The sequence below is a fragment of the Janthinobacterium sp. SUN026 genome, assembly GCF_030397625.1.
GTDB classification, from domain to species: domain Bacteria; phylum Pseudomonadota; class Gammaproteobacteria; order Burkholderiales; family Burkholderiaceae_D; genus Janthinobacterium; species Janthinobacterium kumbetense.
The window spans coordinates 56,113-72,447 of sequence record NZ_JAPQNU010000008.1 but is presented as its reverse complement, the minus strand read 5'-3'; the positions used below and the strand labels follow the sequence as shown (position 1 = coordinate 72,447).

18 protein-coding genes are annotated in these 16,335 nt (G+C 65.1%); 7 read left to right on the top strand and 11 right to left on the bottom strand.

Going from position 1 to position 16,335, the window contains the following annotated elements; translation table 11 throughout:
* Positions 1–55: 55 nt before the first annotated feature.
* Positions 56–1,099 (bottom strand): LacI family DNA-binding transcriptional regulator, encoded by a 1,044-nt coding sequence (locus OX459_RS25885; protein WP_289907133.1) that lies wholly within the window; start codon positions 1,097–1,099, stop codon positions 56–58.
* A gap of 106 nt (positions 1,100–1,205) precedes the next feature.
* On the opposite strand from OX459_RS25885, the gene OX459_RS25880 reads away from it, so the two are divergent.
* Together OX459_RS25880 and OX459_RS25875 are read left to right on the top strand one after the other, a co-directional pair.
* Positions 1,206–2,399 carry a phytanoyl-CoA dioxygenase family protein gene (locus OX459_RS25880; RefSeq protein ID WP_289907132.1) on the top strand — a complete coding sequence of 398 codons (1,194 nt, stop codon included), beginning with the start codon at positions 1,206–1,208 and terminating at the stop codon, positions 2,397–2,399.
* A gap of 29 nt (positions 2,400–2,428) precedes the next feature.
* On the top strand, positions 2,429–3,547 hold the full coding sequence (locus OX459_RS25875) for a Gfo/Idh/MocA family oxidoreductase (RefSeq protein ID WP_289907130.1): 1,119 nt from the start codon (positions 2,429–2,431) through the stop codon (positions 3,545–3,547).
* A 14-nt stretch (positions 3,548–3,561) separates the two neighbouring features.
* Here OX459_RS25875 and OX459_RS25870 read toward each other — a convergent pair whose 3' ends face one another.
* Positions 3,562–5,556 carry a glycoside hydrolase family 3 N-terminal domain-containing protein gene (locus tag OX459_RS25870; protein WP_289907129.1) on the bottom strand — a complete coding sequence of 665 codons (1,995 nt, stop codon included), beginning with the start codon at positions 5,554–5,556 and terminating at the stop codon, positions 3,562–3,564.
* Between the two features lie 222 nt (positions 5,557–5,778).
* On the opposite strand from OX459_RS25870, the gene OX459_RS25865 reads away from it, so the two are divergent.
* Positions 5,779–6,822, top strand: a complete 1,044-nt coding sequence (locus tag OX459_RS25865; protein WP_289907128.1) for an AraC family transcriptional regulator — start codon at positions 5,779–5,781, stop codon at positions 6,820–6,822.
* Positions 6,823–6,828: 6 nt separating this feature from the next.
* Here OX459_RS25865 and OX459_RS25860 read toward each other — a convergent pair whose 3' ends face one another.
* Complete coding sequence (locus OX459_RS25860) at positions 6,829–7,224, bottom strand: helix-turn-helix domain-containing protein (RefSeq protein ID WP_289907223.1); 396 nt, start codon at positions 7,222–7,224, stop codon at positions 6,829–6,831.
* A 162-nt stretch (positions 7,225–7,386) separates the two neighbouring features.
* Here OX459_RS25860 and OX459_RS25855 point away from each other — a divergent pair, with 162 nt between their 5' ends.
* The 4 genes from OX459_RS25855 (at position 7,387) to OX459_RS25840 (ending at position 9,748) form a co-directional block, all read left to right on the top strand.
* The gene (locus OX459_RS25855; protein WP_289907127.1) at positions 7,387–7,959 is read left to right on the top strand and encodes an NAD(P)H-dependent oxidoreductase; all 573 of its coding nucleotides are present in this window, start codon (positions 7,387–7,389) and stop codon (positions 7,957–7,959) included.
* 121 nt (positions 7,960–8,080) lie between these two features.
* Positions 8,081–8,368, top strand: a complete 288-nt coding sequence (locus OX459_RS25850; protein WP_289897673.1) for a putative quinol monooxygenase — start codon at positions 8,081–8,083, stop codon at positions 8,366–8,368.
* 79 nt (positions 8,369–8,447) lie between these two features.
* Positions 8,448–9,014: a hypothetical protein gene (locus OX459_RS25845; protein ID WP_289897672.1), complete on the top strand. Its 567-nt coding sequence runs from the start codon at positions 8,448–8,450 to the stop codon at positions 9,012–9,014.
* Positions 9,014–9,748, top strand: a complete 735-nt coding sequence (locus OX459_RS25840) for a hypothetical protein (protein WP_289907125.1) — start codon at positions 9,014–9,016, stop codon at positions 9,746–9,748. The genes OX459_RS25845 and OX459_RS25840 overlap by 1 nt, the downstream gene beginning before the upstream one ends.
* A gap of 29 nt (positions 9,749–9,777) precedes the next feature.
* On the opposite strand, the gene OX459_RS25835 is transcribed toward OX459_RS25840, so the two are convergent.
* The 8 genes from OX459_RS25835 to alkB all read right to left on the bottom strand — a co-directional run bounded on the left by OX459_RS25835 (position 9,778) and on the right by alkB (position 16,250).
* Entirely contained in the window at positions 9,778–10,146 is a 369-nt protein-coding gene (locus OX459_RS25835) for a transcriptional regulator (RefSeq protein WP_289907222.1), read from the bottom strand.
* Positions 10,147–10,155: 9 nt separating this feature from the next.
* Positions 10,156–10,455 (bottom strand): type II toxin-antitoxin system HigB family toxin, encoded by a 300-nt coding sequence (locus OX459_RS25830; protein ID WP_289907123.1) that lies wholly within the window; start codon positions 10,453–10,455, stop codon positions 10,156–10,158.
* Positions 10,456–10,529: 74 nt separating this feature from the next.
* Positions 10,530–12,977, bottom strand: a complete 2,448-nt coding sequence (locus OX459_RS25825) for a transglycosylase domain-containing protein (RefSeq protein ID WP_289907122.1) — start codon at positions 12,975–12,977, stop codon at positions 10,530–10,532.
* Positions 12,978–13,063: 86 nt separating this feature from the next.
* The gene (locus tag OX459_RS25820; RefSeq protein ID WP_289907121.1) at positions 13,064–13,459 is read right to left on the bottom strand and encodes a hypothetical protein; all 396 of its coding nucleotides are present in this window, start codon (positions 13,457–13,459) and stop codon (positions 13,064–13,066) included.
* Positions 13,456–14,274, bottom strand: coding sequence for a class D beta-lactamase (blaOXA, locus tag OX459_RS25815; protein WP_289907120.1), 819 nt, complete (start codon positions 14,272–14,274; stop codon positions 13,456–13,458). Before blaOXA ends, OX459_RS25820 begins: the two co-directional genes overlap by 4 nt.
* Before the next feature lie 100 nt (positions 14,275–14,374).
* The gene (locus tag OX459_RS25810; protein ID WP_289907119.1) at positions 14,375–14,542 is read right to left on the bottom strand and encodes a hypothetical protein; all 168 of its coding nucleotides are present in this window, start codon (positions 14,540–14,542) and stop codon (positions 14,375–14,377) included.
* Between the two features lie 24 nt (positions 14,543–14,566).
* Complete coding sequence (folE2, locus tag OX459_RS25805) at positions 14,567–15,496, bottom strand: GTP cyclohydrolase FolE2 (protein WP_289907116.1); 930 nt, start codon at positions 15,494–15,496, stop codon at positions 14,567–14,569.
* Positions 15,497–15,587: 91 nt separating this feature from the next.
* Complete coding sequence (gene alkB / locus OX459_RS25800) at positions 15,588–16,250, bottom strand: DNA oxidative demethylase AlkB (RefSeq protein ID WP_289907114.1); 663 nt, start codon at positions 16,248–16,250, stop codon at positions 15,588–15,590.
* Positions 16,251–16,335: the final 85 nt, after the last annotated feature.

Here is a 16,335-nt window from a genome sequence, read left to right as displayed (position 1 = left end):
CTTCAAAGGTGAGCGATGAGCGAAGCGGCGAGTATCGGCCAGCCTCGCATGCCTGTCAATTCAGGCCATTCAGGGCGGGCAGGTTCCACGGCGTGACGATCTGGATGGCGGACAGGCAGGCCGGCTGCGCCAATGCCGGCAGCGCGCCTTGCGCCCGCAGGATTTCCTGGCAGGCGCGGCGCATGTCCTGGCCCAGGTCGTGGTGCAGCACGGCGTGGATGGCGCCAGACTTGAGCAGCGCCAGGTTGTCCGCGTCGAGGTCATGGCCGATGAAGACCTGGCAAGGCCGGCCCGCTTTGGCGAAGGCCTGCACGATGGCGGCATTGCCGCCGCCGATGGAATACACAGCGGCGATGGCCGGATGGTCGGCCAGCGCTTGCCGCACCAGCGCGCCCGTGGCGCCGTCGATGCCGTGGCCTTCGCTCACTTCGACGACGCTCAAGTGCCGATGCCGTTCGCGCAGCGCGCGGCGAAAGCCGATCTCGCGCTCTTCCTCGCCATGAAAGCGGTTGCTGCTCAGGGTCACCAGCACCTGCTGTTTTTTTCTCACGCTGCCCAGCCACTGGCCGACCAGGTAAGCGGCCGTCTCGCCCGCCGCCCGGTTATCCATGCCCACATAGCTGCGGCGCGCGGAAGCCGGCAAGTCCGTCACCAGGGTCACCACGGGGATGCCGGCCGCCGCCAGCCGGTTCACCGCCTCGGCCACTGGCGGCACATCCGGCGCCTTGAGCAGCACGCCGTGGCTGCCGTTCTTGCGGATGCGCTCCAGCAGGTCGACGATGCCGTCCACCTCCAGGGTTTCATGCAGGTGAAAGCGCGAACGCAGCACGGCCGGATGCAGCGACGGCAGCTCCGCCTCCAGCGCGGCGCGCACGGCATCCGTAAAGCGGCGCGGCGCCACCATCAGCACGTCGAGCATGAATTTTCTGCCGGACAGGCCCACCTGCGTGCTTTGCCGCGCAAGTTCATCCAGCGCCTGCATCACGCGGCGCACCGTATTGGCGTGCACGCCGCCGCGCTGCTTGATCACGCGGTCGACCGTGGCCACGCTGACGCCGGCCTGCAGCGCCACGACCTTGACGGGGAAAGGGTGCGTCACGTGCTCTCCATTTCGGATTGATGGTTTTTTGATGGATTTTCTGATGAAAAATGCGGATTTTCATCCCTATACTGATTCTACAACTTAAATAATCAGGAGACACCGCATGCACACCACCAACGCCGGCGCCCCGCCGCCCGTCCCGTATTGGCTGACGCCGGAAAGCTGCGACCTGCAAGACTTCATCGACACCGTCAGCCGCAGCACGGCGCTAGCCGACTATCCGCACGCCGCCGCGGTGCCGGAAAATATCCTCGTCTACGACTGCGATGCAGTGCGCGAACTGGCTGCCAATCCGGCCTCGCTGCGCGCGCTGCAGGCCGAATGGGGCAAGGCGCTGATGGACGGCCCCGGCGTCATCGTGCTCAAACGGGCCGTCACCGACATGGAAACGCTGGAACAGGCGAATCGCGTGTTCCGCGACCTGATCGCCGGGCAGCATGCCAGCGGACAGGCGGGCGGCGACCATTTCGCCAGGCCGGGCGCGAATGACCGCATCTGGAACGCCCAGCAAAAGCTTTGCCTGCGCGCGCCCGTAACGTTCGCGCGCTACTACGCCAATCCCGTCTTCGCCTGGATATCCGAGGCCTGGCTGGGTCCCGCCTACCAGATGACGGCGCAAGTAAACGTCGTCAATCCCGGCGGGGCCGCCCAGGCGCCGCACCGCGACTATCACCTGGGCTTCCAGAGCGCCGCCGCCTGCGCCGCCTATCCCGCGCCCGTACACCAGATGTCTGCCCTCCTGACCCTGCAGGGCGCCGTCGCCCACTGCGACATGCCGCTGGAATCCGGTCCCACCCTGTACCTGCCTTATTCGCAGCGCTACCGGGCCGGTTTTCTCACCTGGCAGCAGCGGCCGTTCCGCGACTATTTCGCCCGGCATTGCGTGCAGCTGCCGCTGTCGAAGGGCGACGCCGTGTTCTTCAACCCGGCCCTGTTCCACGCGGCCGGGCATAACCGCTCGCCCGACATCCGCCGCATGGCCAACCTGCTGCAAGTGTCGTCGCCGTTCGGGCGCGCCATGGAAACGCTGGACCGCCGCGCCATGAGCGCAGCCCTATACCCAGCCTTGCAGGCGCTGCGCGCGCAGGGCGCCCTGGATGACGCTGGCGTCGGCCACGCGATCGCCGCCTGCGCCGAAGGCTATGCCTTTCCCAGCAACCTCGATCGCGACCAGCCCATCGACGGCATGGCGCCGCCCACGCAGCAGCAGCTCATGCGCGCAGCGCTGGCGCAGAACTGGCCCGCGGCCCGCTTCCTCGACGCCCTGGACAGCCACGCCTGGCGCCAGCAAGCCTGAACCCCTACGCGCCACCTCGGAGACTCCCTATGCAAGACATCCACATCGGCCTGATCGGCGCCGGCTACATGGGCAAGGCCCACACCATCGCCTACAAGACCGTGCGCAGCATCTTTCCCACGGCCCGCAACCCCGTCTGCGCCTGCATCGCCACCAGCAGCGAAGAAGGCGCGGCGCGCAGCGCGCGGGAACTGGGTTGGAACAGGTCCACCGGCGACTGGCGCGCGCTGGTCAATGACCCCGCCATCGACGCCATCGTCGTCGCCACGCCGCCCGTCACGCACAAGGACATCGTGCTGGCGGCGCTGGCCCTGGGCAAACCCGTGTTTTGCGAAAAGCCGCTGGGCATGACGGCCGCCGAATCCTTGCTGCTGGCGCAGGCGGCGGAAAGCGCGGGCGTGGCCAACATGGTCGGCTACAACTACATCCGCACGCCCGCCAGCCAGCTGGCGCGACAGATCATCGAATCGGGCGAAATCGGCGACATCATCCACGTCGCCGCCGAGCACGTGGAAGACTACCTGCACGACCCGCGCGCGCCTGCCTCCTGGCGCACGCGGGAAGCCACGGCAACGCGCGCCGGCGCGCTGGCCGACGTAGGGTCGCACCTGCTCAACCTGGCCCTGCGTTTGGGCGGCCCCGTCGATTCGCTGGTGGCCGACATGAATACCGTGCATGCACGGCGCGACGGCCCGCATGGCATGGAAGCGGTGGACAACGACGACCAGGGGAATCTGATGCTGCGCTTTGCCAGCGGCGCGCTGGGCGCGCTGACCTTCAGCCGCGTGGCGGCCGGGCGCAAGATGGGCTACACCTACCGTATCACGGGGACGAAAGGCGCCATTGCGTTTGATCAGGAAAACCAGAATGAGCTGTGGCTGTACGACGCCAGCCGCCCGGCGCAGCGCCAGGGTTTCCAGCGCCTGCTGATGGGCCCCGCCCACCCCGACTATCTGGCGTTCAGCCAGGGAGCCGGGCACGGCACGGGCTACAACGAGCAAATCGTCATCGAGGCGCGCGATTTTCTGCAGGCGATCGCCGGCGGCCAGCCGGTCTGGCCCACCTTCCGCGACGGCTACGAAGTGGACCGGCTGATAGCCGCCGCGCTGCGCTCCGTGCAGGAACGCAGCTGGATTACCCTGCGCTGACAGCAGGAGCGTTATCAGTACGCCAGCCCGTAACCGAACTTGTACAGCGGATGGGCCGTGTCATACGGCACGTCCGATTTCTGCACCTGCACTTCGGCCATCGACGATGGCAGTTCGAACGGCAGCTTGCCTTGCGGCTTGGCCTTGCCCGTCAAGACATCGAACAGCGCGCCGTCGCTGACGCCGAAGTTGGCGAGGATGGCGCTGGCCTTGTCCTGCACGTTGCCGAGGATGGCCGGGCGGTCCAGGTAGACCGTCACCACCGTCTTCGGCGCGAACTTCGCCGCGTTCTTGATGGCTTCGTAGTCGGCGTCGCCATCGACATAATTCAGGCGTCCTTCGTGCTGCATGCTGCCGAAGATGTAGTTCGGGTGCAGGATTTCATACGGCGCGGCCACGCGCAGCAGGGCCACGTCCGCTTCCTGGGGCGTGGCGACCACCGTGTAGCCATACTGCTTCGCCACGGCCGCATCGATGCCATACAGGTAAACCTTCTTGACGGTGGCCGCCAGCGGCAAGACCTTGTCCTTGTTTTCCAGCAAGACCAGCGAGCGGCGCTGGGCTTCCAGGCCCGCCTCGATGAAGTCCGCCTTGCCCACCGTGGTCGCCGCCTTGGCCGCATCGACGAACGGGTGTTCGAACAGGCCTTGCTTGAATTTCTGGATCAGGATGCGCCGCGCCGACGCATTGATGCGCGCTTCCGTCAACTGGCCCCGCTGCACGGCTTGCGTCAGATACGGCGCTTCCGTCACGCCGCCAAACTGGTCCATCCCTGCCGTGACGGCTTTCACGTAGCGCTCGGCCTTGGTGGCGTTTTCCATGCCCCACGGCGTGCCGAAGCCGATGAAGGAAGGCGCCACGCCGGCCGGCGTGCCGTTGCGGCAATTGGCGTCGCAATCGGAAGTGATGCCCCAGTCGGACAGGATCACGCCCTCGAAGCCGTATTTACCGCGCAGCAAGTCCGTCAGCATGGTCTTGCTGAAACCGGCCGCCACCTGCTCCAGGGTGATGCCGGCTATGGTGATGTTGCCATCCGGCAACGCATACGTGGGCATGACGGAGGCCGCCTTGGCCGTGAAGGCGCCCTCGAACGGTTTCACGTGGTAGGCGAAGTTATTGCCCGGATAAGTCATGTAGCGGCCATAGTAATTGTGGCCGTCGAAACCCTCTTTCGTGGCGCCGTAGCCGACCCAGTGCTTCACGACGGCCACCACGCTGCCGTCATGCAAGCCCGTATTGCCGTCCTGGAAGCCTTCGATATAGTGCTGCACCATGCGCTTGGCCAGATCAGCATCTTCGCCGAAGGTGCCGTTGATGCGCGACCAGCGCGGCTCGGTGGCCAGGTCCGCCTGCGGCGACAGCGCTTGCGTGATGCCAACGGCCAGGTATTCCTGGCGCGCGATATCGCCGAAACGGCGCACCAGCGCATCGTCGCCGATGGCGGCCAGGCCCAGGGTTTCCGGCCACTGGGAAAATCCCTTGGTGCCGGCGCTGGCGCCCACCGTGTACTGGAAATGGTGGCGCGGGTCCGTGCTGATAGACACGGGAATGCCGTGGCGCGACGTTTCGCTGATTTCCTGCACCTTGTTGTACTGGGACGCCATGTTGGCCGTATCGCCGGCCATGCGCGTGATGAAGGTGTTGACGTACTGCTTGACGATCAGGTCTTGCAGGGCCGTCAAGTCATACGCGCCACCGAGGCCGATGCCGGAAGGGTCGGACACGGTGGGCGCCGTGCCGTGCATCATCAGGCCCGCCTTCTCGTCGAGGCTCATGCGCGACAGCAGGTCGTCGGCGCGCGCCTCGGCGGACAGGCGCCAGTCTTCGTACGGGTCGATCTTGCCGTTGCGGTTCATGTCCTTGAAGGTATAGCCGTCGACCTTGAGCTGGCTATAGGTGGTGGCGCCGAACACGGGCTGCGTGTATTCCTCGCTGACGGTGTCGTTGCCGCAGGCGGCCAGGGCAAGCGTGGCGACGCAGCCGGCGACCATGCGGGCCATCGGTTTCATAGTGCAATTCATCATTATCTCCAAGACTGTTTTTGTAGGTATCCGGGTGGCATCAGGGCCAGCCCGAAATCAATATAGCGTGAGAATGCGTGAGTTTCTTGACCGCACAGCACGCGTTTTATACCCGCGAGAACAATTTTTGGTTAGACGGCACGACAACCAACAATCTCCTACAAAGTGCTAATATTTGTGAAAAATTACTACAACAAGCAGGAGACACCCTTGCACAAACCCGATACGCGCACGGTTTCGAACCGGATCGCGCAGCAATGCGCGCGCGCCATGCAAGCCGATGGGCACGACCCCGCCGACTTTTCCCGGCAAACGGGCATCACGCCGGCGCAGCTCGAGGAACCTGGCGGGCGCATCAACGCCGAGCGGCACCGCCGCATGACGGCCTACGCCCAGCAACTGCCGCAGCACCGCGGCTTGCTCGACCTCGACGTGACGCACTGGTTCGCGCATTACTCGGGCATCGCCCACGTCTGCTTCAACCGCCCCACCCTGCGCAGCGCCCTGCACGAGCTGCTGCACTTGCGGGGCCTGATCGGCGAATTCGACTTCATGCTGATGAGTGAGAATGGGACGCGCATCGAGATCGAATACCTGTCCGAGTTTTGCCCGCTGGGGGGCGCCATGCAGGCGCTGGCCAATTTCCGCATGCTGTCGCTGGTGGCGCGCGCCTACGACGATGGCGCAGCCACTGCCTTCCATGCCGGCTTCCAGGGCAAGGCGCCGTGGTTCGCGCCGGCCATTGGCGAGTGCTTTGGCGCCGCCGCCACGTTTGGCCAGCCGCGCAACACGCTGACGTTTGACGCGCCCGCGCTGGACCGGCCTTTCGCCCAGTTCAACGCCATGCTGGCGCCGCACGCGCTGCGGCACGCGCAGGGACAATTGCAGCAGTTGCAGGGCGCGCAGCTGTTTTCGGCCCGCGTGGAGCAAGCCATCATCGATTTGCTGGGCCAGCAAGCCAACGCCGATGGCGCCGCGCTGCTGCCGGCCCTGTGCGACGGCCTGGCGATGAACCGCTGGACCCTGCAGCGCCAGCTGCAGCAGGAGAAAACGTCGTTCCGCGCGCTGGAACTGCGCGCCAAGAGCCGCGAATCGCGCCGTTTGCTGCGCGAAACGAGCCTGAGCGTGGTGGAAATCAGCGAACGCCTGGGCTTTTCCTCGCAAAGCGCGTTCACCCGCTTCTTCAAGACCCAGTTCGAACTGCCGCCGGCGCGCTACCGGCAAGACATGCAAGGTGCCCGTACCGCCGTCTGAACGGGGCTAGTCGCCCGAAGGCGGCTGGTTCGCCGCCCTCGCATCGAACGCCAGCCGCGCCGCATCGATGGCGTCGCGGTGGCCATGGGCCCAGGCGCCCAGCGCGCTGATGGGGATCAACAGCGAGCGGCCCAGGTCCGTCAAGGCGTAATCGACGCGCGGCGGCACGGTGGGAAACACGGTACGCGTCACCAGGCCGTCGCGTTCCAGCCCGCGCAGGGTCAGGGTCAGCATGCGCTGCGAGATGCCGCCGATCAGGCGGCGCATCTCGTTGAAGCGCTTGGTGCCATTGCCCAGCAATATCACCACCATCACGCTCCATTTGTCGCCCACGCGGGTCAGGATATCCGTGATCGGGCGGCAGGAAGCGGCCACGCCCGCATGGCCGCCCTCGTCGCGCATGCGCCGTTCCAGCTCCGCTCCTTGCGCGGCGGCATCGCCAATAGTCACATCCGTGTGCCCCAGTGTGGAAAAAGTGCCTTCTTGTGCGTTCATTTGATAGTCACTATATTTAACTCGGTTACAAAAACATACCACCCGATCATACCACCCAAGAAGGCCCACATGAACATCCTGCACATCGATTCGAGCATCCTCGGCGAGCATTCCCTCAGCCGCCAATTGTCCGCCGCCATCGTCGCCCGCCTGCAAGCGGCCGCGCCGGGCGCCGCCGCCCACTACCGCGATCTGGCCGCGCAACCGTTGCCGCAATTTACGGCCGCGCCCGGCGCCGCCGACGCTGCCGCCTTGTCTGGCGCGCTGGAGCAAGTGCTGGCGGCCGACGTCATCGTCATCGGCGCGCCCATGTACAACTTCGCCATCCCCAGCCAGCTCAAATCGTGGCTCGACGCGCTGGCCGTGCCCGGCAAAACGTTCCAGTATGGCGCCAACGGCCCCGAAGGCTTGCTGGGCAGCAAGCGCGTGATCATCGCCTCGACGCGCGGCGGCTATTACGGCGCCGACACGCCGATGGCCGCCCTGGAACACCAGGAAAGCCATCTGCGCGCCTTCTTCGGCTTCCTCGGCGTCACGCAGATCGAAATCGTGCGCGCCGAAGGCGTCAAGGTCAGCGACGCCGCCAGGGCGCAGGCGTTGACGGCCGCGTTTGAACAGATCGGCGCGCTGCTGGCAGCGTAAGCGGCGGCGGATTTTCTGGCTGCGACGGAAACTGTTTCGGCGCAGCCAGACTGGACATGGCAGGCATGAAAGTCCAGGATGCGCTAAGCTGCATCCGCCCCACCACTACACAAGGACCACCATGACCCTGACCGTCGTCGCCACCATCGATGCCCAAGCCGACCATACCGACGCCGTGCGCGCCGCCCTGGAAGCCGTCGTGACGCCCAGCCGCGCCGAAAGCGGCTGCCTGCGCTACGAATTGCACCTCGACAATAAGATTCCCACACGCTTCATCATGCTGGAAGAATGGACCGACAAGGCGGCCCTGACGGCGCACTACGCGACGCCCCACTTCCTGACCCTGGTGGCCGCCACCGACGGCAAGGCCGTCAAGATCGACGTGGCGGAATTAAGCAAGCTGAAGTAACGGCCGGCGCGCCGTTCAAGCGCGCGGCCATCTTGGCAAGTTGCCATCTATAATATGGCAACTTTTCTTTATGGCCATCATGACATCCTTTTCCAAGATACAAGGCGCCCTTGCGGCCGCCGCCTTTACTTTCTGCGCCGGCGCCTCGGCGCAAGCTCCCCTGACCAAACTCGTGGGCGACTACAACCTGGCCTCGTCGGCAACCGTGCCGGCCAGCACCTGGGGCTATTCCAAGGGACGCATTTCGGTCAAGCAACTCGATGACCAGCATCTGATGATCGTCCTGTCGTGCGAGTGGAAACGCGAGCCGAAAGCCGTGTGCGGCGACTATTTCTATGCCCAGCAGCGCGACGACGGCCTGTATCTGCAGGACATGAATACCTTCGCCATGCGCGTGTACTTCGATCCCGCCTCGCGCAAGCTCACCATCATATCGCGCGGCGCCGATGCGAAACAGAGCGTGCGGCACGACGTGTTCGCCGCCACGACGGCGCCGCTCACGGACCCCGCCCTCGTGCGGCGCATGAAGCGCGAAGTGTCGAATGCCGACAGCAAGGAAAACCGGCGCGTGTTCGGGCCCTATACCAAGTGGGCTTATCAAGAAAACCGCATCGAATTCCAGCGTCAGGACTTGACGGCGCCGTGATGCCGGACCTGGTCCAGCCCCTGCGGCGCCAGCTGCTGCGCCTCGCCGGCGCCCTGCTGTGTTCGCCCATGCTCGCGCGCGCGGCCGACGGCGGCCTGCCGCGCGACGTGCGCCAGCGCATCCTGGCCACCCTCGACGCTCCGCTGCCCAAGGTGCTCAATGTGCACCACCTGGCGCTGATACGGCGCTTCAACATCGGCTGGTCGCCCGTGGAAAGCGGCGCGCCCATGCTCAATCCGGAGCACCCGCTGGGCAATGGCGATACCCTGCAACTGGCCATGCAAGCCGTCGCCGGCAAGGATGCGGCCCTGGCCGCGCAGCGCCTGATGGAGGCATCGCTGCTGCTGCCCCACTTCGTGCAGATGGCCGACCTGAAGCCCGGCGGCTATGCCTACGGCAGGGCCCCGTTCGTCCTGACAGCACAGCATGTGACGCTGCTGCGCCAGCAGTCGTGGCTGACGGTGGAAATGCTGGGCATGGGCAGTGCGGAGGATTACTTGGCCGAAGGCTATTGGCCCACCCCGTACGTGGACGGCAAGCGGCCGTATGGCAACTTCACGAATTACCCGGTAGAAATGGCGCAAGCGCTGGGCCTGCCCGTGCGCCGGCAGGCAGATGGCAGCCTGGCCGTCACGCCAGCACTGGCAGCGAAACTGCAAGCGCTGCACGAACAAACCATGGCCGCGCTGCAAGTGTTTGTGCGGGAAGCGGGCTTGCGGCGCAATACGGTATAAAAAGAAACGCAAAAAAACAGGCTGGCCAGCTATGCCTGAGCCGCCGCCTGCCGTATCAGCACTTCGGCCGGAATACCCAGCTCCTTATGCAAGCGGCGGATCATCGGCAGAGTAAGCTGGCGCTTGCCATTGAGAATCTCGTACACGCGATTCAGGTGCCCTATCATCGGTTCAAGATCCTTGGGCGCCAGTGACTTTTGCTCCATGCTGAATTTAATGGCATCGATAGGATCTGGAAATTCCATGACAAAATGGCACGCCTCATAGGCATCGACGAGCGTAGCGAGCACATCCAGGCGATCACCTTCAGGCGAACCGAACTTGGCAGACATTAAAGACTCGACTTCCCGCAACGCGGCGCGATAGTCGTCTTCGGTGCGAATAGGTTTGATGTGCATCATATTGTCCTAAATTGTTTGTGCATCGATAGCGTCATAGTGGCGGTGCGTACCAACAAATTTGATGTACACAATGCCATAGGCATAGTTGATCGACGTAACAAGACGGTATTTATTACCTCCAATATTGAACACAACCCGCCCCTCTTTCAGGATGCTCGCCGTAGCAAAGTCCACTTTCACGGCCGCCGGGCCCGGCCATGACGCCCTGAGCACATGGCCATACCATGACAACAAAGGTGCCTTCGAATCTGCGTAGATCGCCTGCTCATAAAAGGCAATCAAGGTCGGCTTGGCCAAAATGCGCATGACTTGATTTTAGTCCCATTTTGGGACTAACGTCAATCAGGCAGCCGCTCAACTGGCCAAGCCAACTGCTTCTGTTATCCCTGCGGCACAGGAACGGGTGCCGGAGCGGGCTGCGGTGCGGGAACCGCCTCCGGCACCGCCTTCCCATGCGATTCCTGTCCGCCCTCGCCTTCGGCCGGCATGGCCAGCGGCGCGGCCGGTGCGCCTTCCTGCAGCAAATCGCCCGGCTCTTCCACGGGTTCGTCCTCGGGCTCGTCGACAGGTTCCACATGGCGCAGCGGAGGTGGTGGCTTGCCGCCAGGGAAGATCGCGTCGCGCGACAGTTTTCCCGTGTCGAGCGCCGTCTTGAAGAAGTCGCCCACCACCAGCACGGCATTGTGGCCGCCCTGGCCCCAGTAATTGCTGCGCATGGTGACCCTGGCGTCATTGAAACCGACCCAGGCGCCGCCCACCAGTTCCGGGTGCATCAGGATGAACCAGCCGTCCGCATTGTTTTGCGTGGTGCCGCTCTTGCCCGCCACGTCGGAGCGGATGCCGAAACGGCTGCGGATGGCCGTGCCCGTGCCGCGGTCGATGACGCCGCGCATCATGTCCGTCAGGGTGGCCGCCGATTCCACCTTCATCGCGCGCTGCGGCTTGTCTTCGCCAAAGCGGGCGATGACCTTGCCTTCGCGGTCCGTGATGTGCGTGACGACGAACGGCAGGCGCGCCTCGCCCTGGGCCGCGATGCTGGCGTAGGCGTTGACCATTTCCAATAAAGTGACGGGACTGGTGCCCAGCGCCAGCGACGGCACTTTTTCCAGCTTGCTGTCGCGGATGCCCAGCGCGCGCGCCAGCTTGATGATCGGCGGCAAGCCGACGTCCTGCATCACTTGCGCCGTGATGGTGTTTTTCGAGTACACGAGGCCGTCGCGCATGGTCATGTCGCGCCCCGTCGTGCCGCTCATGTCCGTCGGACGCCATATCGTGCCGTCGGACGCCTTGATATCCATCACGGCATCGCGGTAGACGTGCTCGGGGCTCAGGCCCTTTTCCAGCGCCGCGCCATACACGATGGGCTTGAAGGTGGAACCGGGCTGGCGCGCCGCCTGCGACACGTGATCGAATTGTTCGCGCGCAAAGTCGCGGCTGCCCACCCAGGCGCGCACGGCGCCCGTGGCCGGGTCCATGGCCGCAAAGCCCGCTTCCAGGCGCGTCTTCGACTTGCGCAGGGCCGCCATGAAGGCGCGGTCGCCCTTCAGTTGCGCCAGCGCGTCGTCCGGCGTAGCGCCGGCAGCAGTCAGCTTGCGGTAGTCGCCCGACTCGCGCACGAAGGCGTCGAGCAGGGCCGGATGCGATTTCCAGAAATAATCGAATGGCACGCTGCCGCCCTGCATGCCCGCATACATGCCTGTCGACGTGGATGACGGCACGCCGGCGCGGCTCCATTCCACGTCGGCGATCGCCTGCAAGGCATTCGCCTGGCGCTCGACGGCGCGCTCGGCCGCCTGCTGCAGATCCTGGTCCAGCGTCGTGTGCACGATCAAGCCGTCGCGCTCCAGGTTGTAGTCGTTCTCGTCGGCCCAGTCGATCAGCCACTTGCGCACATACGCCGTGAAATGGCTGTCCGATTGCGCCCGCTCGCTCTGGCGCTCGAAATGCAGGCGCAGGGGACGCTTGATCAACTGCCTGTAGCGCGCCTCGTCGATGACATCATGTTTGCGCATTTGCCCCAGCACCACATTGCGCCGCTGCAAGGATCGTTCGGGATTACCGACGGGATTGTAGTAGTTCGTGCCCTTGAGCATGCCGACCAGGGTGGCGCTTTCCAGGATGTCGAGGCGCGACGCAGGCTTGTCGAAGTAGGTACGGGCCGCCATTTCGATGCCATAGGTGTTGTACAGGAAGGGTACCGTGTTCAGGTAGGCTTCCAGGATTTCCGTCTTGCTGTAGGTGGCCTCGATTTTGAGGGCCGTGATGAGTTCCTTCAGCTTGCGGTTCAGGTTGCGCGAGCGGCCGATTTCCTCGGGGAACATATTGCGCGCCAGTTGCTGCGTGATGGTGGAGCCGCCCTGGGGGTTGCCTCCCGCCGTATGCAGGACGGCGCCCGCCGTGCGCGTGAAATCGATGCCGTGATGTTCATAGAAACGGTGGTCTTCCGTCGAGATCAGCGCGCTGACCACATTCGGCGAAATCTGTTTTAACGTGACCCGTTCCTGCAAGCCCTGGTCGAAGCGGGCCAGTTCCTCGCCATCCGCGCTGACCATAGTGCTCGGCGCGGCCGCGCGCGCCTGGCGCAAGTCGTGGATGCTCGGCGTCAAGGGGATCAGCAGCAGCATGTACAGGATCACCAGCGCCAGCACGGCCAGGAACGACCATAGCCCCAGCACCAGCGCGCGCCGCACGGGCGGCAAGGTCATCAGGTGCGCGTGGCCGCGCCGGTACAGCGCCACCGCCTTTGTCCACGCCACTCCCGCCACGCGCACGGCTTGCGCGCGCGTCCATGTCCATGCCTGCCGTGCTTTTTCCTGAAACTGCTCCATGCCTGATGCCATGCTTGTAACCTTGTCTGATGCCGGATGATCCGTTTCAGCAAGTATATAGGGCGGGCAACAAAGCGGGCCGGATTTTACGCCAGGCAAGCATCCAGGCGCGCCAGCGTAACGCCCACGTACGCGCCCACGCAGCGCGCATCATGCGTCGTAAACGGGTTTTCCAGCTGCAGCAAGCCGCAATCGCAGATGACGGGATCGACCTGGGTCACGACGCCCAGCGCCAGGTAGCGCCAGCCATCGAGCCGGCGCACGCCCTTTACGCAGCCGGGGTTGGCGCCGAAGATGGCGTCCCAGTCGTCCAGCTCGCTGGTCATGGGCCACAGTTCGAGCCGGACTTGCGTGCCGGCGGCCAGTTGCCCACCGCCGAACTCGTCCATCACGTGCAGGCGCTGGCCCTCCACCTCGATGACGGCTTCCAGGTACTCGCCGTCGGAAGCGATGAAGGTGGCGGCGACGATGCTGACCGTCACTTCTGTGCCTGCTCCAGCAGGGCCGGCAATTCCTTCAGCATGGCGTCGCGCGTGCGCAAGCCTGCAGACTGCTGTCCCTTCTGCTCATCCTGCACCAGGCGCGCAAACACGATGCTGCGCTCGCCCTTGCTGGCCCAGCCCACGAACCAGCCGTAGCCATGCGCTTCGTCAAAGCTGCCGTCGGCCTTGCGCGGGAAGGCCGCGCCCGTCTTGCCATGCACTTGCCAGCCGCCCACGTCCGCCAGGCGGGTCAGGCGGCGCGTCTGTTCCATCGCCTGCTTGGTGACGGGCAACTGATCGTTGACCAGCTTGCGCAAAAAGCCCAGCTGTTCCAGCGGAGAGATCTTCAGCGAAGAACTGATCCACGAGCGCTCCAGGCTATTCTCCTTGCCCGGATCGCCCGAGACGTCCGCATTGCCGTAGCGCAAAGCCTTCGCATATTTCTGGAAGCGCTCGGCGCCCAGCGCCTGCGTGATCTGCTGCGAATACCAGACGACGGAATACTGCATCCAACGCGACGGATCCGTCTCCTGGCGCCACGCTTCGCCGCCCCAGTCCACATAGCCCTGGCGGTACGGCAGGGTCGGCTTGTGCTCGTCCTTGAGGAAGCCGGCGTCATAGCCCATCAGGCTGAGTGCGATCTTGAACGTGGAGGCGGGGGTGACACGGTCGAGGCAATTACCCTCTTGCAGCAAGACGGTGCCCGTTTTGGCGTCCGCCATGGCGGTGCAGATGGTGGCGGCCTGGGCTTGCGAGGCGGCCAGGACGGCGCCTGTCAGGCCGAGGATGAACGAAAAAAATGCGCGATATTTCATGGGCCTCCGGGGTTGGGGGAGCAGGACAAAGCGAAATTGTACCGGCCAGCGACGCGCGATGCCAGCGATGATCGCGCCGCCTTGACTCCCGCGCCTGACGCTAGCGCTCCGCCGGCCCGCCGGGCTGGCGTTCCCGCTTCAGGTGCTCCTCTTCCAGCTCGTCCACGCCCAGCTTTTCCTCGTCGATCAGCGCATGCTCGCGCCGTTCGCGCTCCAGTTCCTCTTCCAGGCTGTCATCGTTGACGTCCCGCTCGGTTTTCTCCGGCATGTTGCCCTCCTCCACGGTGGTTGACTACCAATCTCCGGCAAGCTTGCCCGCCTGCGCCACGGCATCGTGCGGATGCAGGCTTTCCATATGCCGTACGGTAACACGCGCCTGCGCATACGGTGGCACCAATGGTGCCAGCGCCGCCTGCACGCGGCGGGCCGCATCCTCCACATACATCAGGTTAGCACCATTGAGGCGCGCGAACGCCTGCTCGTCGGCCCGTTTCACGGCCGTCTGCAGCGGTGTCGCCAGCGCCGCTTCCACCACGTCGATCAGGGGAAACAGGTCCAGCTCCGCCTGTTCCGTCAAGGGCACGGTGACCGTCGCCGTGCTGCGCTGGCTGTGCGGCGTGGCCAGGCTCGCGTGTTCCCGCAGCCATTCACGCGCAGCCGTGCCGTCGATGCCGCCCGCGCCGAACTGCGCCGCGAAGGCGTCGGCGAGCAATTGCCGCGCCAGCGCCGCCGAGCACGGGCAGGTCGACGAGTAGCCGACCTCCACCGTCAAGGATAGGGCAAAGCCCTGCGGCGAAACACTGGCCTGCAGGTGCACGGGATACGATTTCCAGCCGGACAATCCCGCCGTCAGCAGCGCCGGCTGGCGCCGCAGCAGGGGGAACGCCAGCGCCAGGCGCGCCTGCGTGCTGCCGCAATCGACATGGCTGTCCACCATACGCCGCAGCACGGCGGCCAGCGCGCCCGCATCGAGCGGCTGCGCGGCGGCGAACGCATCGAGCAGCAGATACAGGCGCGACATGTGGATACCCTTCACCTGCGGGTCGGGCAAGTCGACCTGCACGTCGGCCCAGGCATGCACTTGCTGCGCCTGCCCGCCCTCTTCCAGCCACAGGGGCAAGGCGATGCCCTGCATGCCGACCCACTCGAGCGGCAAGGGGTGGCCCAGATGGGGGCCGGCCGCCACGTCGGGCAGGGGCGAGGAAATCGGATCGCGCTTCATGCTGAACACTCCATATGCAAACAAGTTGCATATCATGGAGAAAAACGGCCGCATTTGCAAGTGCCTTGCAATAATGGGGCGTATTGACGGATCAGCTGGCCTTGCGAAACGTCAAATTGATGCGCTGCGCGCCCAGCAGCGCGTGTTCGCCTTCCTTCAGGGGCGCCACGCCGTGGAAGCGCAGGCGGTCGGCGCCGCCCCACACCACCACGTCGCCGTGCAGCAAGGCGATGCGCGCCGCCTTGTCGGCCCGCCCGGCGCCGCCGAACAGGAAGGTGGCGGGCAGCCCCAGCGAGACGGAAACGATGGGCGCGGTGAAATCGCATTCATCGCGGTCCTGGTGCAGGGCCATGCGCGCACCGGGGGTATAACGGTTGACGAGGCAGGCGTCGGGCGTGAAGTCGGGATAGCCGGCCGCCAGCGCCGCCTGCCGCGCCAGGCGCAGGAACACGGGCGGCATGGGTGGCCAGGGAAGGCCGCTGGCCGGATCGTGCCGCGCGTAGCGGTAGCCGCGCCCATCCGTGACCCAGCCCAGGGGACCGCAATTGCTCATGGCGACCGACATGCGCAAGCCGCCCGGCGTGGCCATGTGGCGCAGGGGCGCCGCCAGCACGACGGCGTCCAGCGCCGGCAGCAGTTCGTGCAGATACGGCAGCGCAAAACCGCGCAGCAGGACCGACGCGCGCGAGCCTGGCACCAGCGGCACCGGGCCGGCCGGGATCTGGTCTTCATCGGCAAACAGGGACAGGTTCATGCCGCTTATTTTAGCCGCGCCACGGAAAAAGCGCGCGCGGCCGGCCCATGGTGCGCTACAGTAGCGCTTCCAGCCACTACCGCCC